The organism is Lysinibacillus xylanilyticus, from assembly GCF_001708185.1.
GTDB classification, from domain to species: Bacteria; Bacillota; Bacilli; order Bacillales_A; family Planococcaceae; genus Lysinibacillus; species Lysinibacillus xylanilyticus_A.
Genome location: NZ_MDDN01000012.1, coordinates 83,705 through 103,805, shown reverse-complemented (window position 1 = coordinate 103,805; position 20,101 = coordinate 83,705). Strand labels below are relative to the sequence as shown.

Here is a 20,101-nt window from a genome sequence, read left to right as displayed (position 1 = left end):
CATTGATTTCTCGCGCTTTTCTGATGTGAAATTTTTAAATTTTATTTCTACATGCGACGGAAAGAACATCGCAAGCGACGGAAAGAACCCGTCAAGTGACGGAAAGCCCGTCAAGCGACGGAAAGCACGTCAAGCGACGGAAAGAACTCCGCAAGCGACAGAAAGAACCCGTCAAGCGACGGAAAGAACATCGCAAGTGACGGAAAGAACATCGCAAGTGACGGAAAGAACTCCGCAAGCGACGGAAAGCCCGTCAAGCGGCGGAAAGAACATCGCAAGCGACGGAAAGCCCGTCAAGCGACGGAAAGCCCGTCAAGCGACGGAAAGAACTTCGCAAGTGACGGAAAGAACATCGCAAGTGACGGAAAGCCCGTCAAGCGACGGAAAGAACATCGCAAGTGACGGAAAGAACTCCGCAAGCGACGGAAAGAACTCCGCAAGCGACGGAAACCCGTCAAGCAACGGAAAGAACCCGTCAAGCGACGGAAGGAAACCCGTCAAGCGACGGAAAGAACCCATCAAGTGACGGAAAGAACTCCGCAAGCGACGGAAAGCACGTCAAGCGACGGATACAATCCTCAAACTGACTGACGGAAAGACCCGCACCACTTTTAAAATTTCAATAAAACAACATTACCTGCTGGATCCTCTGTTGGGAATCCTCCATCTATATTAGTAACCGGTGCACCAATTGCACGAAGATTTTCTTTCATTGTTGCTGCTTGTTCTTCATTGTCTAGACGCAGTGAAAATGTTTTTAAGCCAACCATATTTTCACCAAGCTTTGATGCGTTTTCAGAGTGCCAAGTGTTTAAACCGATATGATGGTGATAGCGGCCAGTTGAGATAAATAATGCTTGTGCACCGTAGCGAGTGACAACCTCAAATCCTAATCCCTTTGTATAAAATTCCTCTGCGGCAGCTAAATTAGATACTGATAAATGAATATGCCCCATAACCGTATTAGTAGGCAGACCATTCCATCTACCATCACCTTCCTCTAATATAGAGTAAATTTTAAGAGGTTCAGTAACCATATGAACTTGGTCGAAATGCCAAGTCCATTCACTTTCAGGGCGATCAACATAAACCTCGATGCCGTTTTTATCAGGATCATTTAAATATAATGCTTCACTTACATCATGGTCGGATGCTCCGAAGTACACGCCGTTGTTATGGAAATGAGAAATGATATTGGCTAAATCACGACGAGTAGGCAATAAAATTGCAAAGTGATAGAGTCCAGTTGTTAAGCTCGTTTTTTCTTCCACTGTTTCGGGTTGGACGATTGTTAGTAAAGCCGTTTTGCCATCTGCTGTTAAAGTTGCTTTATGAGATTCCTGATGTAAAACTTTAAAGCCAATTACCTTCTGATAATAAGTTAATGAACGTTGTAAATCACTCACTTTAATTTCAACATTTGTAACATATGTGTTAGGTTTTTCATGAAAATGCATAGTAGATTACCTCCAAATATAAGTTGTATTTAATTATTAAGTTACTTTATGTAAGTAAGTTTATTTTATAAAGTGTTGAAAGTCAAGTAATTATATTGTTCCAAAAAAAGAGAAGTAACTGACGAGATCCTTCTCAAAAAAAAGAAAATCACTAAGCATATGCATGCTTAGTGATTTCTTGAGGTATTATTTGTCTGCTCTGTAGTCGCCTTCGTAACCAGCAGTGAAAATAGCAGCTAAGAACGCTACAGTTACACCAATAATTAATAGTAAACTCATGGAAGAACCCTCCTCATGTTTATAAAGACATCTCCACTTAGTATAGCCTATCTACTATAAAAATGAAACGACATAGCGGAATAAAATATGTCAGAAATGGTTCAGAAATAACTATTTCGGGAAAACTATAAGAGAGGTGATGATAATGGAAAAAAAGGTTCCGAATATCGAAAACGGTACAATGGCTAGAAACTTTCAAGATTTAAAGGATTTAGGAAAGCAAATGGAGCATTTACGTGATGGTCTGGAGCTTGCGGAAGACGATCGAATTCCAGATCCTATCCAAGTAGATGATCTTGAAGAGAAAGCAAAAAAACAATAAGAAATTGCCCCGAAAATTTTCCTTATATTTCTTAAAACCAATTTTTTGTATAATGGAACTAGGAAAAGAAAGGGGTTGTTATTTTTGAATTTACATTCAACAAAAACGTTAGCAAATGGTGTGGAAATGCCTCGCTTTGGCTTAGGTGTCTATAAAATGACAGAGCGTGATGAAACTTTGAATGCCATTGATATAGCTCTTAAATTTGGCTACCGAGCTATTGATACGGCTTCTCTTTATGGTAATGAGGCTGAGGTGGGCGAAGCTATTCGTCATTCAGGCGTTAAACGTGAGGATATTTTTGTGACGACAAAGGTCTGGAATAATGACCAAGGCTATGATGAAACATTACGAGCATTTGAAGTCTCATTGAAAAAGTTAAATATGGATTATTTAGATTTATATTTAACTCATTGGGCAGTACCAGAAACATTTGAAGAAACGTATAGAGCAATTGAACGTTTATATGATGAAAAATTAATTCGTGCAACAGGTGTCTCAAATCACCATGAGCATCATTTGCAAAAGTTATTAGCCAAAGCAAATATTGCACCAATGGTTAACCAAGTAGAGGTGCATCCATATCTACAGCAAGACGCATTAAGAGCATATTGTAGCGAGCATGGAATTGCTGTTACGGCATGGTCTCCATTAGGTCGTGGTGGTGTCCTTGATCATCCAACGATTATGGAAATTGGGCGCGAAATAGGGAAGACAGCTGCACAGGTAGTGCTTCGCTGGCATTTACAAAATGATACACTTGTTATTCCGAAATCTGTTACACCTAGTCGTATTGAGGAAAACGCACAGGTTTTCGATTTCGAATTAACAGTAGCGCAAATGGATAAAATGGCTGCGTTAAATCGCAATGAACGATTTGGGCAGGACCCAGATCATTTTAAATTTAATTTCTAATAGAAATCCCGCTCTCTAATTAGAGAAACGGGATTCTTAATAATATTATTTAGATTCTTTTACATAAGGAATGTAGTTAGAAAGCATTTTTGCCATATGTGCACGTGTAGCGTTGTTACCAGGCATAAATTTGCCGTTTGCGCCGCTAACAATCTTTAAGTCTTTCATAAGTGCGATAGCATTTTGTGTTTCAGCGTCGTATTTAGAAATATCACTGAAATCAGCTTTTAAACCAGTTTTTGCATCATGTTGTAGGTCGTATGCACGAGCAAACATTAATGCAAGTTGAGCACGAGTTACTTTTGCATCAGGATTGAATTTACCATTTACACCTTGTACAATTCCAGCCTCAGCAAGTGCTGTAATTTCTTTTTGTGTTGCAGGATTTAATTTAGCAATATCCGTGAATGTTGCTTGACCTTTAGCTTCAAGATGTAATGCACGTGAGATAAATGATGCAGCTTGAGCACGAGTTAAGTTTGCGTTTGGTGAATATGTTGTTGCAGAAGTACCTTTTGTTAAATCACGGTAATAAAGATCACGAACATAGCCTTCTGTTTCCGAGCCTTTTGCAATATCCGTAAATGGAATTGTGGCAATAATACGACCTTCTACTTTTGGATCAACTTTTTTCAGTGTATCTAAGTGTTGGATAAACATTTCATAGTCAATTGTACCAGGTTCACTTACACGACCATCAGCATATACTTTTGCAAGTGTTTCGTAGCCGTCTCCACCTTTAGCAGTAAATGTATTTGTTGCAGCTTTATAGTATGCTGCTTTATCTAGCTCTTTACCATTTAATTTAATAGATTTTACACGTTTACCAGCTGGTGCTTTGCCATCAAACTCTACTTGTAAACCTGAGAAGTGTAGGAAGCCACCGAATTCTTTCGGGAACTCTTTTACACTATGTTCTACAATTTCGTAGATTTCGGCACCCGTTAATTTTACGATACCAAGCGCATTACCGAATGGCATAACTGTCATGACTTCACCAACAGTGATATCTCCTGTGTCAATACTTGCACGGATACCACCGCCATTTTGGAATGCAAATTGTACTTCTGGATCAATTTTCTTTGCACCCGCAAGCATACCATCAGTAATTAAGTTACCAAGATTAGTTTCGCCAGCACGTACGCCCCAAAGACCACGTTTGCCATCTAGTGTCGACACAGCAGTATTGCCTGTTGATTGTTGTTTAACTGCAGTAATTTTTTCAGAATATGGAGCTAAAAGTTTAGCTGCCTCTGGATCTGCTGCTACTGGTTTTTCTTTATCATTTAAAGCATGTAATTGACCAAAATAGTCAACAACTGCACCGTTATCGTTGAATGTTAAATCTAGTTCACCTAAATTTTCGCTATATTGACCTGTTTGAACGATAATTGTAGGATCCTTGAATGATGTTTCTGCTTTCACAGGCTTGTCTAATTTTGTATGTGTATGACCACCTACGATTACATCAATACCTTCTACAGTTGAAGCTAGTAATTGATCGTTATCGAAATCTTTTGAATCATCAAAGCCTAAATGTGTTAGTGCGATAATTTTGTTCACACCTTGTTTTTCAAATTCTGCTACTGTTTTTTTCGCAGAGTCAATATAGTTTGCAAATTGAACATTAGCAACGCTTGAAATGGAAGGTGTTTCTTCAGTTGTTAAACCGAAAATACCTACTTTTTCACCATCGACTTCTTTAATAATACCGTTATAAATTTTACCTTTTTCAAAGTCTTTTGTAACTGTTTGGAATTGTAACCCGTCAAATAAAGAATCTTTTGAGAAATCTAAGTTAGCCCCTAGTAATGGGAAATCTGCTCCCTTAACAAATTTCGCAAGTGCAGCATGTCCTTCTGGGCTTGAGCCTAAATCGAACTCATGGTTACCAAATACCATTGCATCGTAGCCCATAGAGTTCATTAACTTCATATCAACTTCTCCAGAAAATTGATTGAAGTAGAGAGTACCAGAGAAAACATCACCAGCATCTAAAAGAAGTGAGTTTGGATTTGCAGCACGAAGTTCTTTTACTTTTGTTGCACGCTGTGGAGCAGCTTCAACGTGTGCATGCGTATCATTAGAGTGTAGAATTGTTAACTTGAAATCATCCTTCTTAGCTGTTGGTGTTGTTTCTGCAGCGTGTGCAGCAAAACCGGGTGTAGCTAGTAAACTCGCAGCTAGAGTTGTTGCAGCAATGCTTTTAACCCATTTCATCAATAAATTCCTCCTCATAATATGTCAGATGACTGACAATTTACTCTATTCTATCATGAAAGAAATCCATCGTCATTACCAATAATGGAAATGCATATTAAATTTACTGTAAAAAATAAACGAAGAAATGGTAAATGATATATTTATACTTTTATAGAATTATTAGGCTCTTTACCAAAAGTATTAAGATATATGCCTTGTATATAAGTTGATTGGAGTGGAGGCTGGGCGACTCCTTGGGGATCGAAAGCGAAGTGTCAGCGGCAAATATTTTATCTGTGCGAAAGCGAAGCGGCAGCGGCAAATGTTTTATCTGTGCGAAAGCGAAGCGACAGCAACAAATGTTTTATCTGCGCGAAAGCGAAGCGGCAGCAACAAATGTTTTATCTGCGCGAAAGCGAAGCGGTAGCGGCAAATGTTTTGTCTGTGCGAAAGCGAAGCGACAGCACCAAAGCGCCCAGTCGGAACGGAAATCAACCACACGTTATGTGATGAGCCGATTTTAAGTAAAAAGACTTTAACTAAAGGCATAAAAAAACTGCACGTCCCATTGTTAGCTAATGTCTAACAATGGGACGTGCAGTGCGGTAATTACTTCTGATCTTTTACAACGATTTGTTTATTTAAAAATGGATGCTCGAATTCCAATTGAATGGCATGGAGTTCATAGTCACCACTTGCAGTTTCTCTTGCGCCATACATCGTATCACCAATAATCGGATGACCGATATGTGCTAAATGTACACGGATTTGATGTGTTCTACCTGTTTCTAGAATTAAATGGACAACACAAGAATTTTTATAGCGAGCGACAACCTCATAGTGTGTTACTGCATGCTGTCCAGTTTTTGAAACAACACGTCTTGTTGCATGGTGTCGGTCTTTTCCGATTGATTCGGCGATTGTGCCTGATGAAGAACGTAGATTTCCTTGTACCTCTGCTGCGTAAGTTCGAATTATAGATTTTTCTTCGATCATACGATCAAAAATTGACTTAGCCAGTGGATGCTTTGCAACAAGTAACAAACCCTGTGTCCCTCTATCTAATCGATGCACATGCTCTGCATAAGTACCACCTTGCTCTTTAATGTGTGCCATAACATGATTCATACAAGTATGGGTATCACGTGCATCATTTGGATGGGTCGACATACCTTTTGGTTTAGAAACGATCAAGCAGTGATCATCCTCATAGACGACATCTATAGCACAAACCGGTGTCGGTTGATAATTAGATGGTGGAATAGGAAATGTAAATTTTATAATAGTTCCTGCCTGTAGTGGATCTTTCCATTGAATAGGCTCTCCGTCAACTGTTGTGATAGCCTTTGCCATTCGCAATTCATGGACCAGTTTTTTACCGAGTCGCCAATGATTGCGTAATAGGTCCTCGACTGTCAAATTATTAGTATTTATTTCATAATGAAACATATATCTTCCTCCGTAGAAAAGACCGTATTCCTAACTTAGAACACGGCCCCTTAATTAATTTGTTGTTTTACTAGCTTTCATTAAATAGAAGCTTGCCCCTGCAATTAAAATAAAAGCAGTTAACGCTAAAAATGGTATTGTAATAAAACCTAGCCAATTAATATATTGTCCTGTGCATGAAACAGCGCCACAAGCAGGTGCAGATTCAGCTAAGAAACTAAGCTTTTGAATTCCATAATGGTATAGTGATACACTGCCGCCCATAATGGCAAAAACAGCAGTTGTTACAGCAATACGTGCATTTTTTTGAATAAAGGCAATAGTAGTCATAATGACAATTGGATACATGAAAATCCGTTGGACCCAACACATTTTACAAGGTTCATAATGACGAATTTCAGAAAAGTATAAGGAACCTAGTGTAGCAACGACAGAGACAATCCAAATAAATAATAAGCCATTTTCCACTTTTTTAGACATATAAATTCTCCCCTTATTATAACCATGTACTTGTTCGATTATAGTTGTTCTAGTTTTAGAAGTAAATTACCTTAACAAAGATAAGCTAAATACTTTTCTTATGAATTTCAGACTAAAGTATGAATGGCTGAGGCAGACGTTCCAGACTTTGAAATGTTATCATAAAATTAGTAATGCCGAAGAAGAGGTGTTTTTGTGAGGGAAAATGAGCATTCCAATATTAGTATTTTAAAAGAAATTGCAGAGTTATTAAATGAAGAAACTGAAATAGTGACGATGTTAAAGGGAGCACTTGTGAAGTTTTTAAATGGCACAAATTTTGAAACAGGCTGGATTTTTTTTATCGATGAAAAAGGGCGGTCAGAGCTTGTTGTCCATGAAAATTTACCGGAGGCATTGGCGTATAAAGGTTGCCATTATTTAGAAAAAGGAGGCTGCTGGTGTGTTTCTCGTTATCGTAATGAGGAATTAAAAAAAGCTTCTAATATTATTGAGTGTCAACGAATTGAAAGCGCAATATCAGCAAATGTAGGTGATCACGAGGGCATTACACATCACGCAACAGTGCCACTTCAATCTGGACAAGAGCGTTTTGGTGTCTTAAATGTTGCAACAAAGGATACCGTGCGTTTTTCAGAGGAAGAGCTAGCATTACTTGAATCGGTTGCATTTCAGATGGGGTCAGCTATTAAGCGAATTTTACTGACAAAACAGGAGCAAGAGATGGCACTTGTAAAGGAGCGTAACCGTCTAGCTAGAGATTTACATGATTCTGTAAACCAGTTACTTTTCTCAGTTACTTTAACTGCGAGAGCTGGTATTGAGATGACAAATGATTGTGATGTTAAGGAAACATTTAAAGAAATTCAGCATTTAACACAGGATGCCTTAACAGAAATGCGTGCTCTTATTTGGCAGCTTCGTCCAAAAGGATTAGAAAATGGTTTGCTTGAAGCGATAAAAGTGTATGCTGAAATGCTTGGCTTGAAGCTTCATGTAACAGTCTCAGGTGTACTGCAATTTCCATCACGGATCGAAGAAACATTATTTCGAGTAGCTCAAGAAGCACTTAATAATGTTCGTCGTCATGCTGGTGTGCTGGAAGTGGCACTTTATATTACGGTCACTTCTACGGATATTTTACTTGTTATTCGTGATGAGGGACGAGGCTTCGTCATCGATAACAACACGAAGCTACTTTCAATGGGCTTGCAATCTATAAAGGATCGTGCAAAATCAGTTGGTGGTACAGCTGACTGGGTAAGTGAACTTGGAAGAGGAACAGAGCTGTTAATCCGCTTACCATATTAAGGGGGGGAAAGAATGATACGTGTATTAATCGCAGACGACCATCATGTTGTGCGTCGTGGATTATTATTTTTCTTAAAAACACAAAAAGATATTGAAGTTGTAGGAGAAGCGAAAAATGGACTGGAGGCAGTAGCTTTAGCAGAAAGTATACAGCCAGATATTATACTCATGGACTTAGTAATGCCTGAAATGGATGGTATTCAGGCAACGAAGCGCATTAAAGCTAAGTTTCCACAAATAGAAATTTTAATGCTTACAAGCTTTTCAGACCGTGATCATGTGGTGCCAGCTATGGAGGCTGGAGCAGCAGGGTATCAGTTAAAAGATATTGAGCCTGATGAATTGGTATTGTCTATTCGTCGTATTATGCGAGGTGAAAATACATTACATCCAGAAGCAACAACGACTCTTGAAATGGACCGTCAAGAATCTAAAAATGCGCCTCATGTGTTAAATCCACTAACGCCTCGTGAACAGGATGTACTTGCAGAGCTTACAAAAGGGAAAAGTAATCGAGAAATTGCGTCCTCCTTATTCGTTACAGAAAAAACAGTGAAAACCCATATTTCTAATATTTTCACGAAGCTACATGTACAGGATCGAACTCAGGCGGCTCTTTATGCTGTGAAGCACGGGCTGACGGAGGGTAGTGGTGTATAAAGGTTAATGAATAGTACGGATCTTGAAAAATATGTAAACGGCGAGTTCCTACACATTGTAGTAGCCCGTCGTTTTTTAATGAATAAAACTATAAAAATACTTAAAATAGATAGAGGATTAGTAATTAAAATGCGGTTAATATAGAAAAATAGAGGAGTACAAATATGAAATTAGAGCGTCTTTTAACGATGACGATGATTTTAATCAATCGAAAAAAGGTGAAGGCCCAGGAGCTAGCCGATTTATTTAACGTGTCAGTCCGTACTATTTACCGTGATATTGAAACGCTGAGCTGTGCTGGGGTTCCTGTTATGAGCCAACAGGGTGTTAATGGTGGTATAAGTTTAATTGATGGCTATCGTGTCGATAAGCAAGTGCTGACGAAGGAGGAGCTCGCGTCACTTTCTATTGCTATCAAAAGTGCACTAACAACATATGAAGATTCACATGCCGAAGCAGTGCTGGAAAAGTTAACAGGCATTGCTGATGAGAAAATGAAACAATCGATTGATCAACTATTTATTGACCTGAGCCCTTGGGGACCGAATGTCATTTTTAAGGATCAAATTACATTATTAAAAAAGGCAATTGAACACACGCATTGTGTAAGTTTCTCTTATTCTACTACACATGGTCGCATAACAAATCGCTTATTGGAGCCACACACGTTAGTCCAAAAAGGGAAGGTTTGGTATGTTTATGGTTATTGCACATGGAGAGAAGATTTTCGCTTCTTTAAAATTTCGAGAATGAAAAATTTAAAAGAAGAGGTGACGACCTTCCAGCGTAAAGAAGTCAACTTATCCGAACTCCCATGGGATAAAAAGTGGCATGACCCTCAAAATGTAGTAAACCTTAAGTTGTCCTTCGATGTGGCAATAACAACATTAGTAGAAGAATCATTTGGCGCTGAACATGTAGATCATGAGAGTTCAACTATTAATATTTCACTGCCTGAGGATGAATGGTTATATGGTTTTCTTCTTAGCTTTGGTCATCGCGTAAAAGTGTTAGAACCATCTCATATAAGTGAGATAGTGCAAAAACGAGCACTAGAAATTGTGCAGTTGTATAAAGAAAAATAATCCATGCAATTAATGACATACAGATGTCAGGTTTCCTTTGTTATAGTCATAACAAATAGAACGAAGGGTGGATTTAATTATGCAAAGTTATTGTCAAAGCTGTGGAATGCCATTAGTGGATGAGGCGTTACTTGGTACAGAAAAAGAAGGACACAAAAGTCAGGAATATTGCACATATTGTTATGAATTAGGAGCGTTTAAACAGCCAAATCTGACAGTTGAAGAAATGATCGAAATTAGTGTGCCACACTTAAAGGAAGATGGAATGGCGGAAGAAGAAGCACGCCAAATGTTGGCATCTTTTTTACCAAGCTTAAAAAGATGGCGAACACATGAAATAAAAGAACCGGTTGTGATGCATAAAGAATCATTTCAAATCGTAGGAATCTCAGCGCGAACAAGCAATGCGAATGAAATAACTTCTCAAGCAAAAATCCCACAATTATGGACAGACTTTTATCAGCAAGATGTAGTAGGGCAAATATCTAATCCAGTAAACCAAGTAACATACGGTCTATATTCTGATTATGAAACGGATGTTAATGGAGAGTATTCAAACACACTTGGAATGGAAGTATTAGCTGCAGATGAAGCTCCAGAAGGGATGGTTGTAAAAACAGTGCCAGCTGCCAACTATTTAGTATTTACTTCTGACAAAGGTCCATTTGTAGAAGTTGTCGTGAAAGCTTGGCAGGATGTCTGGGCTTGGTTCGCGAACTCAGGGGTAGAACGAACGTACACTGGTGACTTTGAACTGTACGATGAACGCTGTGCCAACCCACAAGAAGCGCAGGTCGATCTTTATATTGCGATTAAATAAAAAACAAGTCTCTTACCAATCATTTGGTAGGAGACTTGTTGTCATTTGCTGGGGGATTTACTTCAACATGAGGTTCAATATGCACAAGAACCTCACAGAAGGAACATTCTCTCATGACAGTTTTTTCAATTTCTTCAGTGATGCGGTGGCTTTCTAAAACATTTAAATAAGGATCAACTGAAACGGTCACGTCTATAAAATACATATTGCCATGTGAGCGGCCTTTAAAATCCAAAAGCTCGATTACATCGTCGACATTACGTATTAATACAGATAATGTTTCGACTTCTTCAATATCAAAGGCATCTGTGAGACTCTGAACAGCCTCCCAAAAAATTTCTACGGCTGTTTTAATAATAAGAAGAGCGACAAGCAGTGCTGTTAGTGTATCGATAATAGGAAAACCAAAAATTGCACCAAAAATCCCGATTGCTGTACCTATACTTACAAGGGCATCCGAACGATTATCGTAAGCTGCCGCTTTAACAGCAGCACTTTTTATTTTTTTGGATAATGCCAAATTATAGCGGTAGACAAGATACATCACTACCGCACTTCCGATTGCCACATAGGCCGTTAATAGCGATGGTTCTGTACCAGTTGGCTCCCAAAGGCTTTTGATCGAATTAACAAGTACCTGTAAGCCAACAACTAGCATAATAAACGATGCAACAAGCGACGCAACGGTTTCTGCACGTAAATGCCCGTATTGGTGATTAGAGTCAGGTGGTATTTGGGCAATTCGCAATCCAATGAGTACAGCAATAGAGGCGATAATATCAGTTGTATTGTTAAGTCCATCTGCTTTTAGTGCTTCCGATGTTCCGATATAGCCAATCGTTAGCTTAATCGAGCTCAGTATTATATATGTACCGATTGATAACCAAGCACCTTTTTCCCCTTGCCGTAAATTTGTATAGAGCTCCATTTTGTTTCCTCCTTGCAAAATTTTCGGGCATTATAAAACGACCCCCTTCTCGTGTAAGGGAGTCGTTTTTTACGTAAATATTAACTTTATATCAGTAGAAGCCCCCACCATTATAGGTTGTGAGCTAAAAACCATTTTTATAGCCTGAATCATACAAGCATGATTTTAATCGTACCACAGCAAATACGACAAGGCAATTTAATTATAGTCTTCATCGTTTTCATTTGATAAATCACGTTCAGGTAATTTCAGAACTTCTAAGTATAAAATATGGTGTGTATCTAATTCTTTTGCGATAAATTCATAACCTTGTTCTTCAATACTGTCTCCTTCGACCGCATCAAAGCGCTTTGTCATGAACCAACCACCAATTGTATCAATATCATCATCTTCTATGTCAGTACCTAGCATATCATTAACATTTTCTAGTAGCATCTTTGCATCTAAAATAAAATGATTTTCTGCAATTTCCTGAACCTCTGGAATTTCATCTTCATCGAATTCATCTTGAATGTCGCCGACAATTTCCTCGATAATATCTTCAATTGTAACTAGACCAGATGTTCCGCCATATTCATCCATTAAAATGGCCATATGAATACGTTCACGCTGTATTTTAAGTAGCAAATCATTAATTTGCGTGGTTTCCATAACGCGAATAATCGGCTGCATATAGTCAATCACTAGTTTATCGCCATTTGCTGGATCTTTAATGTACGCGGTTAACAAGTGCTTCATATTGACTAAGCCGATAATATGGTCCTTGTCACCATCGATAATTGGGTAACGCGTATATTGCTCAACACCCATTAGATCGAAAACTTCTTTAATCGTAAGTTCTTTTTCAATTCCGACGATTTCAGTACGTGGGACCATGATTTCTTTCGCAAGGCGATCAGAGAACTCAAAAATACTGTTAACATATTCATATTCTGCGTTATTAATTTCTCCACCCTTTAAACTATCCGACAAAATCATACGTAACTCTTCTTCAGTGTGGGCTACTTCTGACTCTGACATCATTTTTAAGCCGAAAAGACCAGTTAAAGCACGTGCAGATCCGTTCAACAGCTTAATGATTGGATAAGTAATATTGTGGAATAAAATTAATGGGCCAGAAAGATTTAATGTGACAAATTCTGCTTTTTGGATGGCTAATGTTTTTGGCGCCAATTCCCCCATAACTACATGCATAAACGTTACAATTGAGAATGCAAGAATAAATGAAAGGACAGATGTAAAACTATCACTCAGATTTAGAAATTCAAACACTGGATTCAAGATGATCTTAAATGTAGGCTCACCAAGCCAACCTAGAAATAAAGCAGTGATGGTAATACCTAACTGACATGCAGATAAGTATTCATCTAAATCTGAAACAACACGTTTTGCATTCTTTGCTTTTTTATTTCCTTCTGCAAGCAATTGATCAATTCGTGTAGTCCTTACTTTAACAATTGCAAATTCAGTTGCAACGAAAAATCCTGTCATTATTATTAGTAGGGCGAATGCCGCCAACCTTATGGTTATTTCCAATATGTCTCCGTCCAAATAATTCCTTTGCCCCCGCCCAAATGAGGGAAGTAAACAAAGTGTACACCTCCTATGATTTAAAAAATTGTTGGATGATTTAATCATAAAATATTTACAGGCAAAACACAAATATTGACATCAATTTTTTTACTTGAATTTCAATACGTAAATTGGAAAAAAATAATATTTTCAAGTATCAAATGATTGAAAATAAAAATCCGTTATGCTAACTTTAAATGGAGCAAAGAAGATAGTTTGTTTAGAGAAAGAAGCATATGCATCTCATATATAACGACACGTCAAAAATCTCAAGAGAGCTTTACTTGCAGATTTTTTTAAATGAATTATTTTAACTTCTTTCAGCAGAAGTCTCCTACCTCTATAGGTGGTGGGATGAATACGGTTTTAAATCATTTTTCAGCGGGTGTCCAAACACCCGCTGAAAGAAGTTAAAGCCTCCGGCGGATGTCATGGAATCGGCTTTGTACTTGCACAAAGCCGAATTATGCCGAGGCATAATTGATTAGCAACCAAAAAGGAGCCATCTCATTCATATGAGGTGGCTCCTTCTGTTTGAATTATTTATTCTTGTTGAAAACGTAATTTCAAGCACGCTTTTTCCACATCGTGCACCGTTTCTTTTAAAGGTATTTCACCTGAATAAAGTGAAATGGTAACAGGTGCTTTTTCTGTGATACCTTGCTGTGTAAAAATATAATTTTTGCCGTTATACGTTAAATAGATATTCTTAACAGGTCTTTTACCTAAAGTGCTAGAAGATGAATTGAACAAGGCTCTTAATTGACTACAGTATTCATTGTAAAAATCACTTTTAAAGCCAGAAAGAGCCTCAAATTTTTTACTATCAATAGTGTCAGCTTCATTCGCTAACTCGAAAATTTTAGCGGAAAATTCGGAAAAAACTTCTTTTACTTTTGCACGAATTAATGCTTTTGAATTATAACCGTTTAAGTCATCCAAAAGAGTGACTTTACTCATTGAAATTGCTCCTTCATAAAAAACATTTGATACTTAATAACATAAATGTATAAAAATAAAAAGGGAATTTCAATATACTTAAACAATTTTAAGATAATAGCAGTGTTTAAAATAGTAAAAAAGATGTGTATTAATACAGTGTGGGTACAGGAAAATATACTTTTGTTAGTCGTAAATATGGTACAACATGAGCTCATGAATCATTTTTTTTACATCCTCTTCGTTTGGAGGGATAGCTCCACTCCATTGGATAACGCCATCTTTTAAGTACTCCGCTGTATAACGTTCACGTTGATAAAAGAATGAAATAGACCATCCCGGGAGCTGAGAATTTTCAAATAAAGGCTTAAAGCTGAAATGCTGAATCATAACCAAACCCCATTTCTTATATATGTAGTTTTATTATTCAAGGATAGTGGTAATTTTGCAACTATCACATTAAAGAATTGGAATGTGTGTAGAGATGTGTATGATTAGATATAATTAAATAGAGATATTTCTTTCGTCGAAAATCATTGCTCTGCTATAATGAGTGCATTAGGCGACAAAATACGCCAATTGTGAATACAATTGAAATGAGAGGATACTAATGGATAATTTTCTAGTGACATTATTATTTATGGCAGTCATTGGAGCTGCAATCGGTGGTGTAACGAATCATCTAGCCATTAAAATGCTTTTTCGACCACATGAAGCTATTTATATTAAAAATTGGCGAGTACCATTTACACCTGGCCTTATTCCAAAGAGACGTGACGAATTAGCAAAACAACTTGGACTGACAGTTGTGAATTATTTATTAACACCTGAAACCTTTAGAAAGAAATTTTTCTCAAAAGATATTCAAGATAAGGTGGAACAATTTGTTCAAACAAAGGTAGAGGAAACGATTTTTACAAATGATAAAACGATTCAGGATTGGCTAACATTAGCTGGATTTTCCAATATGCCAGCAACAATTGAACAAAAGGTTGAAGCAATTGTTGAGGGACAATTTGAAGCAGTTAAGAATACACTATCAACGAAATCAATTCGTACACTACTATCAGCAGATATTCAAAATGCAATTGATGCAAAGATTCCAGTAGCGGTGGGTCATATTTTAGAAAAAGGTGAGGATTATTTTTTATCACCTGAGGGCGAGATGACGATTAAGGCGATGATTGATGACTTCTTATCGTCAAAAGGATCGCTTGGCGGAATGATTAATATGTTTTTAGGTGATTCTTCTTCGCTCGTAGCAAAGGTCCAGCGTGAGCTTGTGAAATTTATGCAAGCACCAGGAACATCAGCGTTATTAACGAAAATTTTTACGCAGGAATGGGAGAAATTAAAAGAGCGCCCAGCGATGGATTTCATGCAGGATATTCATTTTGAACCAATATTATCAAAATTACAAACTTATGTAAAAGAGCAATTAGCAGTTGAAGAGCGCTTAAATCATCCAATTTCGCATTACTGGCCAGAAGGTAATTCATGGATGAAGGAAACAATAATTCCACAAGTTATCGAAAAAGCTTTTGTAAAAGCTGAAGACAAATTAGAGGATGTTTTGGAACGTTTAAATCTACAAGAAGTAGTACGAGAGCAGGTTGATTCTTTCCCAGTATCGAAATTAGAGGAACTTGTACTAGGTATTTCAAAGCGTGAATTTAAAATGATTACAGTACTTGGTGCAGTTCTTGGTGGATTGATTGGGATTGTGCAAGGGTTAATAGTCTACTTTATTTAAAAAGGGGAAATGTGTTTATGATTAATATTTATAATGAAATTAATGCGTTAGAGGCGACTTTCCGTAAAACACCGGAATTTCAAGCGTTGAAAGAAGCAGTTACAGTTGTTAAGGAAGATGAAGAGGCATTTAATCTATTTAAAAATTTCCGTAAGATTCAAATGGACTTACAGCAAAAACAATTAGCTGGCGAGGATTTACTGGAAGATGAGCTGATCTATGCCCAAAAAACGGCACAGCTTGCCCAACAAAATGAAAAAATTACTAAAATGATTGAAGCAGAAATGCAGTTAAGTAAGCTAATTGAAGAGGTAAACCGCATTTTAGTAAAACCTATACAAGCATTGTATGAAGAATTTTAACAGTAGGATTCTAGCGGCTAAATAGCGAGTCCAAGCGACGGAAAAGCAGGATTTAGCGGCGCAATCGAGCATCCAAGCGGCGGAAAAGCAGGATTTAGCGGCGCAATCGAGCATTCAAGCGGCGGAAAAGCAGGATTTAGCGGCGCAACGAGCATCCAAGCAGCGCAAAAGCAGAATCTCCCAGCGCAAGTAATAGCTCTCTTAGGAATAAATATACTATTAGTTGCACATATAACAAGTAAGAAGAAAAACGTGTTTCCGCAAGTCGGAGCACGTTTTCACTTTATGCGCTCAATATCATTGGAGGTTATATATACGATGCATGTAATCATTGAATGGATTTATAAAACGCCAAAAGGTGCAGAAACAGTATTACGTTCAGAAGAAATGCCGGCAGCTCAAGCATTACTACTAGCAGAGGACATGGAGCGAACAGGGAGAGTAAAGTCACTGCAGTGTATCGATCGACAGGATACAAATTGGTCCCTAAAGGAACTAAAGGCATATTTAAAGGAAATTGACACTGAGCCACACAATATTACAGTCTATTTCGATGGCGGCTTCGATCGTGCAACAAAACAATCGGGGTTAGGTTGTGCCATTTATTATGAGCAAAATGGCAAGCCATATCGATTAAGAAGAAATGCCTTTTCGTCAGAGCTTAAATCGAATAATGAGGCCGAATACGCTGCACTTTATTTAGGGTTAGTGGAGCTTGAACTATTGAACGTTCACCATTTGCCTGTTTGTTTCACTGGTGATTCCCAAGTAGTTATCAATCAGTTGAGTGGGGAATGGCCAGCTCTAGAAAAGGATCTATCTAGCTGGGCTGATAAAATTGATGCAAAGCTAGAGGAGCTCAGTATCCAGCCGGAGTACAAGCTCATATCACGTAAAGAAAATACCGAAGCAGATCGCCTGGCAACTCAAGCATTAAACGGAATAGATATCACAGGATTAAAGGAAATTGTAAAGGACTAAGCATGAACAAGAGACAATCAACATGAAACCACCAGTTCATTTTTTTACTGGTGGTTTTAACTTCTAAACTATTCTGAAGCATTGATTCCCAATGTAAGACTAGTTAACTCAGCGTTACTTTGGTCATGATTAAATTCAGCTTGGAAATAAACATTCTCAAATTCAAAATTTGCATAGTAAACGATATCATCAGGATTTTCGTATCTCTCATAAGAAGAGATATGAATAGTTTGATTGATAACTTCCTCCAAAGATTCTTTTGTCACATTTTTGAAATTTGAAAGATAATAATGACTAACAGGTATCTCATCCTCGGCTAGACAGAAAAAGTAATCATTATAGAAAGAACAGAGCCCGCCCTCGTAATAATCTTCTGTTTTTGGCAAACCGTATTTTTCCTTAGCAACAGGATAAGTATCTCCAAAAATAATATTAGTTTTAAAGAAATCGTGGTTTAATAATTTTAGCAGTTTTGGATTTTGGATGATGGGTAACCCGGAATACAAGTTTGTAGTTCTATATTCACTAGTTACAGCATGGTCACGAAGTGTAAAATGCTCTAAATAATCTCCTGTTTGAATGGTAAAGACATTTTTAGAGGTATCTACTTTTAAATCACTATCGGCATAGAGTCTATAAGATTGACCACTAATAATGTCATTACCGTCGTCTGCTACTTTTAGTAAATGGAGAACTTCCAAATTGTCTGAAGCACCAGCAGTAAATTTCGTTATTAATGCAATATCTTTTTTGTCTTTTTCTTTGAAAAGACCTTTAAAACGGATATCTCCATGAATTGTCGTTTCATATTGTTGGAAAACCCATTGTTCCCAAGCTTTGCTTTCACTATTATATTGCCCGATTATATAACCGTAATTAGTTCCGTTATAACCAATGAAGAGCTCCGGTACTTCATCTCCTTCGAAGTCGATCATTTCTACATAAGATTCTTCACTTGGGATCGTTACATTTTGGTACCATGTACTTTCCAAGGCGTGCTGCTTCCACTCTTCCATCGTATAAGACAATTTGTCATCCTTTGTTGACTCGTTATGATCTAAAACATCAGTTGTATTTGCTTGTTGATCCTCACAAGCAAATAACAAACAACTTAGAAACAAGAGTGAGATTATCCGTTTGTTCAACTCTACATCTCCTTACTTCTCGATAAAATTTTTAGTACAGACTATATTATATAAAATCAAGTTATGAAATGTTATCCAATTATTCTGTTTGTTGTTAAGTTTGGATATACATTGATTGTTCAGAATTGCTCTTCCCCCCAGAAAGCTCTGCTCTGCGCGAAAGCGACAAATGTTTTATCTGTGTGAAAGCGAAGCGACAGCAACAAATGTTTTATCTGTGCGAAAGCGAAGCGTCAGCAACAAAACCCCCAGTCGGAACGGAAATCAACCACACGTTATGGTGATGAACCTTCAGAATGACTTTTATTATAAATTTTCCTATTTAGGATGAAACTTTTTCCATCCTAAAACTACTAATCCTATGAACCCAATAATAAGGAGAGATAATACGAATATGAAAAAATTCGCACCTGCAGCTATGACAGCATTATTATTTGGAAGTGTAGTAGTACCAGTCGCTTCAGCAAATGAAAAACCTACAGAGACGGAGCAACAAAGTTCACAAATTCAAATTGATCCTGTTCACATTTTCAACAATACACATGGAACAGTTGAGAAAGTCGATGCTGGTGAAAACATTACATATTTCACAGTAAAAGATGGCGAACAAACAAATATTTTAGAGATAACAAAAGATACACTTGTTTTCGATAACACAGGTAAAAAAGTGGAACTTAAAGAGGGCGATAAAGTAGTAGCTTATACATTTGCAAATAAGCCACAAAAACTAATTTATCCACCACAATTTAACCCTGATGTTGTCATTGTTGAAACGGAGGAAGTTGGCTTTGTTGAAGTTGACTACTTCTTTGAAAACTTAACAAACACTTATGATGTTTTAAAACTAAACATTGGTGAAAATACTGAGCTTTTAAATGAGAAGGGGGAGAAAGTTGAAGCTAAAGATTTAGCGGAGAAGCACTTAGTTGTTTTCTATACAGCTTCAACAAGAAGTATCCCAGCTCAAACAACACCTTCGAAAGTAATTGTCCTTGATAATGAGTCTGAAATTTCATCTGAAAATACTGTAGAAGAGGAAATAGCAGCAATAATCGCGAAGGATTCTTATGAGGTAGATGGAACAAAAATGGTTCCGTTACGTTTGATTGCGGAAAAACTCGGCTATACAGTAGAGTCAACGGGGAAAGGTGCAATTGTATCAAAAGGGAATGTATCTTACACACTTACTCGTGGGGAAAAAATGTTTGGTTTTAACAAAGCATTACGCCCACTTAATGCGGCACCCGCTTTGTTAGAAGCAAATAAAACATATGTACCAGTTGAGTTTGTAGAGGAATATTTAAAATAATTATAGAACTCGTCAATAGTATGCTAGAAGATTATTTCTGGCATACTATTTTTTTAAGATCTAGAAATAAACGGAATATTCCGTCATTGAAACTTCTACTTGTAGCTTTGCTTAAAGTTATAAAAATTTGTT

At 37.4% G+C, this 20,101-nt stretch carries 21 protein-coding genes; 12 read left to right on the top strand and 9 right to left on the bottom strand.

Annotated features, from left to right (window positions below):
• Nucleotides 1-398: 398 nt before the first annotated feature.
• Nucleotides 399-587, top strand: coding sequence for a hypothetical protein (locus BFJ97_RS24315; protein WP_139114478.1), 189 nt, complete (start codon nt 399-401; stop codon nt 585-587).
• A gap of 24 nt (nt 588-611) precedes the next feature.
• On the opposite strand, the gene BFJ97_RS18025 is transcribed toward BFJ97_RS24315, so the two are convergent.
• Nucleotides 612-1,457 carry a VOC family protein gene (locus tag BFJ97_RS18025; RefSeq protein WP_068986050.1) on the bottom strand — a complete coding sequence of 282 codons (846 nt, stop codon included), beginning with the start codon at nt 1,455-1,457 and terminating at the stop codon, nt 612-614.
• A 424-nt stretch (nt 1,458-1,881) separates the two neighbouring features.
• Here BFJ97_RS18025 and BFJ97_RS24865 point away from each other — a divergent pair, with 424 nt between their 5' ends.
• Both BFJ97_RS24865 and BFJ97_RS18020 read left to right on the top strand, forming a co-directional pair.
• Nucleotides 1,882-2,058 carry a hypothetical protein gene (locus tag BFJ97_RS24865; RefSeq protein ID WP_175401801.1) on the top strand — a complete coding sequence of 59 codons (177 nt, stop codon included), beginning with the start codon at nt 1,882-1,884 and terminating at the stop codon, nt 2,056-2,058.
• A gap of 84 nt (nt 2,059-2,142) precedes the next feature.
• Nucleotides 2,143-2,973: an aldo/keto reductase gene (locus tag BFJ97_RS18020; RefSeq protein ID WP_068986049.1), complete on the top strand. Its 831-nt coding sequence runs from the start codon at nt 2,143-2,145 to the stop codon at nt 2,971-2,973.
• 45 nt (nt 2,974-3,018) lie between these two features.
• Here BFJ97_RS18020 and BFJ97_RS18015 read toward each other — a convergent pair whose 3' ends face one another.
• Nucleotides 3,019-5,193 (bottom strand): 5'-nucleotidase C-terminal domain-containing protein, encoded by a 2,175-nt coding sequence (locus BFJ97_RS18015; protein WP_254660200.1) that lies wholly within the window; start codon nt 5,191-5,193, stop codon nt 3,019-3,021.
• Between the two features lie 236 nt (nt 5,194-5,429).
• Here BFJ97_RS18015 and BFJ97_RS18010 point away from each other — a divergent pair, with 236 nt between their 5' ends.
• Nucleotides 5,430-5,699: a hypothetical protein gene (locus BFJ97_RS18010; RefSeq protein WP_068986047.1), complete on the top strand. Its 270-nt coding sequence runs from the start codon at nt 5,430-5,432 to the stop codon at nt 5,697-5,699.
• Between the two features lie 85 nt (nt 5,700-5,784).
• Here BFJ97_RS18010 and BFJ97_RS18005 read toward each other — a convergent pair whose 3' ends face one another.
• Nucleotides 5,785-6,624 carry an RluA family pseudouridine synthase gene (locus tag BFJ97_RS18005; protein WP_068986046.1) on the bottom strand — a complete coding sequence of 280 codons (840 nt, stop codon included), beginning with the start codon at nt 6,622-6,624 and terminating at the stop codon, nt 5,785-5,787.
• A 54-nt stretch (nt 6,625-6,678) separates the two neighbouring features.
• Nucleotides 6,679-7,104 carry a disulfide oxidoreductase gene (locus tag BFJ97_RS18000; protein ID WP_068986045.1) on the bottom strand — a complete coding sequence of 142 codons (426 nt, stop codon included), beginning with the start codon at nt 7,102-7,104 and terminating at the stop codon, nt 6,679-6,681.
• Between the two features lie 195 nt (nt 7,105-7,299).
• Between BFJ97_RS18000 and BFJ97_RS17995 the strand changes: the two genes are divergently transcribed.
• The 4 genes from BFJ97_RS17995 (at nt 7,300) to BFJ97_RS17980 (ending at nt 10,980) form a co-directional block, all read left to right on the top strand.
• Entirely contained in the window at nt 7,300-8,415 is a 1,116-nt protein-coding gene (locus BFJ97_RS17995) for a GAF domain-containing sensor histidine kinase (RefSeq protein WP_068986044.1), read from the top strand.
• A 12-nt stretch (nt 8,416-8,427) separates the two neighbouring features.
• Nucleotides 8,428-9,075 (top strand): response regulator, encoded by a 648-nt coding sequence (locus BFJ97_RS17990; protein ID WP_068986043.1) that lies wholly within the window; start codon nt 8,428-8,430, stop codon nt 9,073-9,075.
• A 164-nt stretch (nt 9,076-9,239) separates the two neighbouring features.
• Entirely contained in the window at nt 9,240-10,160 is a 921-nt protein-coding gene (locus BFJ97_RS17985) for a helix-turn-helix transcriptional regulator (protein WP_068986042.1), read from the top strand.
• A 79-nt stretch (nt 10,161-10,239) separates the two neighbouring features.
• Nucleotides 10,240-10,980, top strand: a complete 741-nt coding sequence (locus BFJ97_RS17980) for an effector binding domain-containing protein (RefSeq protein ID WP_068986041.1) — start codon at nt 10,240-10,242, stop codon at nt 10,978-10,980.
• Between the two features lie 19 nt (nt 10,981-10,999).
• Here the strand turns inward: BFJ97_RS17980 and BFJ97_RS17975 are convergent, their stop codons facing one another.
• The 4 genes from BFJ97_RS17975 to BFJ97_RS17960 form a co-directional block, all read right to left on the bottom strand.
• Nucleotides 11,000-11,908 carry a cation diffusion facilitator family transporter gene (locus tag BFJ97_RS17975; RefSeq protein WP_068986040.1) on the bottom strand — a complete coding sequence of 303 codons (909 nt, stop codon included), beginning with the start codon at nt 11,906-11,908 and terminating at the stop codon, nt 11,000-11,002.
• Between the two features lie 198 nt (nt 11,909-12,106).
• Nucleotides 12,107-13,444 carry a hemolysin family protein gene (locus BFJ97_RS17970; RefSeq protein WP_263297450.1) on the bottom strand — a complete coding sequence of 446 codons (1,338 nt, stop codon included), beginning with the start codon at nt 13,442-13,444 and terminating at the stop codon, nt 12,107-12,109.
• Between the two features lie 579 nt (nt 13,445-14,023).
• Nucleotides 14,024-14,440, bottom strand: coding sequence for a hypothetical protein (locus BFJ97_RS17965; protein ID WP_068986038.1), 417 nt, complete (start codon nt 14,438-14,440; stop codon nt 14,024-14,026).
• A 165-nt stretch (nt 14,441-14,605) separates the two neighbouring features.
• Nucleotides 14,606-14,809: a YheE family protein gene (locus BFJ97_RS17960; RefSeq protein WP_068986037.1), complete on the bottom strand. Its 204-nt coding sequence runs from the start codon at nt 14,807-14,809 to the stop codon at nt 14,606-14,608.
• Nucleotides 14,810-15,029: 220 nt separating this feature from the next.
• On the opposite strand from BFJ97_RS17960, the gene BFJ97_RS17955 reads away from it, so the two are divergent.
• The 3 genes from BFJ97_RS17955 to BFJ97_RS17945 all read left to right on the top strand — a co-directional run bounded on the left by BFJ97_RS17955 (nt 15,030) and on the right by BFJ97_RS17945 (nt 17,515).
• Complete coding sequence (locus tag BFJ97_RS17955; RefSeq protein WP_068986036.1) at nt 15,030-16,172, top strand: DUF445 domain-containing protein; 1,143 nt, start codon at nt 15,030-15,032, stop codon at nt 16,170-16,172.
• Nucleotides 16,173-16,189: 17 nt separating this feature from the next.
• Nucleotides 16,190-16,534, top strand: a complete 345-nt coding sequence (locus tag BFJ97_RS17950; protein ID WP_068986035.1) for a YlbF family regulator — start codon at nt 16,190-16,192, stop codon at nt 16,532-16,534.
• Between the two features lie 318 nt (nt 16,535-16,852).
• The gene (locus tag BFJ97_RS17945) at nt 16,853-17,515 is read left to right on the top strand and encodes a ribonuclease H family protein (protein ID WP_068986034.1); all 663 of its coding nucleotides are present in this window, start codon (nt 16,853-16,855) and stop codon (nt 17,513-17,515) included.
• Between the two features lie 68 nt (nt 17,516-17,583).
• On the opposite strand, the gene BFJ97_RS17940 is transcribed toward BFJ97_RS17945, so the two are convergent.
• Nucleotides 17,584-18,660 (bottom strand): hypothetical protein, encoded by a 1,077-nt coding sequence (locus tag BFJ97_RS17940; RefSeq protein WP_139114477.1) that lies wholly within the window; start codon nt 18,658-18,660, stop codon nt 17,584-17,586.
• A gap of 394 nt (nt 18,661-19,054) precedes the next feature.
• Between BFJ97_RS17940 and BFJ97_RS17935 the strand changes: the two genes are divergently transcribed.
• Entirely contained in the window at nt 19,055-19,969 is a 915-nt protein-coding gene (locus BFJ97_RS17935) for a copper amine oxidase N-terminal domain-containing protein (RefSeq protein ID WP_068986032.1), read from the top strand.
• Nucleotides 19,970-20,101: the final 132 nt, after the last annotated feature.

Excerpts from the sequence above, each read along its gene's own strand:
- BFJ97_RS18025 (WP_068986050.1), bottom strand. The coding sequence starts at position 1,457 with ATGCATTTTCATGAAAAACCTAACACATATGTTACAAATGTTGAAATT.
- BFJ97_RS24865 (WP_175401801.1), top strand. The coding sequence starts at position 1,882 with ATGGAAAAAAAGGTTCCGAATATCGAAAACGGTACAATGGCTAGAAAC.
- BFJ97_RS18015 (WP_254660200.1), bottom strand. The coding sequence starts at position 5,193 with ATGAAATGGGTTAAAAGCATTGCTGCAACAACTCTAGCTGCGAGTTTA.
- BFJ97_RS18005 (WP_068986046.1), bottom strand. The coding sequence starts at position 6,624 with ATGTTTCATTATGAAATAAATACTAATAATTTGACAGTCGAGGACCTA.
- BFJ97_RS18000 (WP_068986045.1), bottom strand. The coding sequence starts at position 7,104 with ATGTCTAAAAAAGTGGAAAATGGCTTATTATTTATTTGGATTGTCTCT.
- BFJ97_RS17990 (WP_068986043.1), top strand. The coding sequence starts at position 8,428 with ATGATACGTGTATTAATCGCAGACGACCATCATGTTGTGCGTCGTGGA.
- BFJ97_RS17985 (WP_068986042.1), top strand. The coding sequence starts at position 9,240 with ATGAAATTAGAGCGTCTTTTAACGATGACGATGATTTTAATCAATCGA.
- BFJ97_RS17980 (WP_068986041.1), top strand. The coding sequence starts at position 10,240 with ATGCAAAGTTATTGTCAAAGCTGTGGAATGCCATTAGTGGATGAGGCG.
- BFJ97_RS17975 (WP_068986040.1), bottom strand. The coding sequence starts at position 11,908 with ATGGAGCTCTATACAAATTTACGGCAAGGGGAAAAAGGTGCTTGGTTA.
- BFJ97_RS17965 (WP_068986038.1), bottom strand. The coding sequence starts at position 14,440 with ATGAGTAAAGTCACTCTTTTGGATGACTTAAACGGTTATAATTCAAAA.
- BFJ97_RS17960 (WP_068986037.1), bottom strand. The coding sequence starts at position 14,809 with ATGATTCAGCATTTCAGCTTTAAGCCTTTATTTGAAAATTCTCAGCTC.
- BFJ97_RS17955 (WP_068986036.1), top strand. The coding sequence starts at position 15,030 with ATGGATAATTTTCTAGTGACATTATTATTTATGGCAGTCATTGGAGCT.
- BFJ97_RS17950 (WP_068986035.1), top strand. The coding sequence starts at position 16,190 with ATGATTAATATTTATAATGAAATTAATGCGTTAGAGGCGACTTTCCGT.
- BFJ97_RS17945 (WP_068986034.1), top strand. The coding sequence starts at position 16,853 with ATGCATGTAATCATTGAATGGATTTATAAAACGCCAAAAGGTGCAGAA.
- BFJ97_RS17935 (WP_068986032.1), top strand. The coding sequence starts at position 19,055 with ATGAAAAAATTCGCACCTGCAGCTATGACAGCATTATTATTTGGAAGT.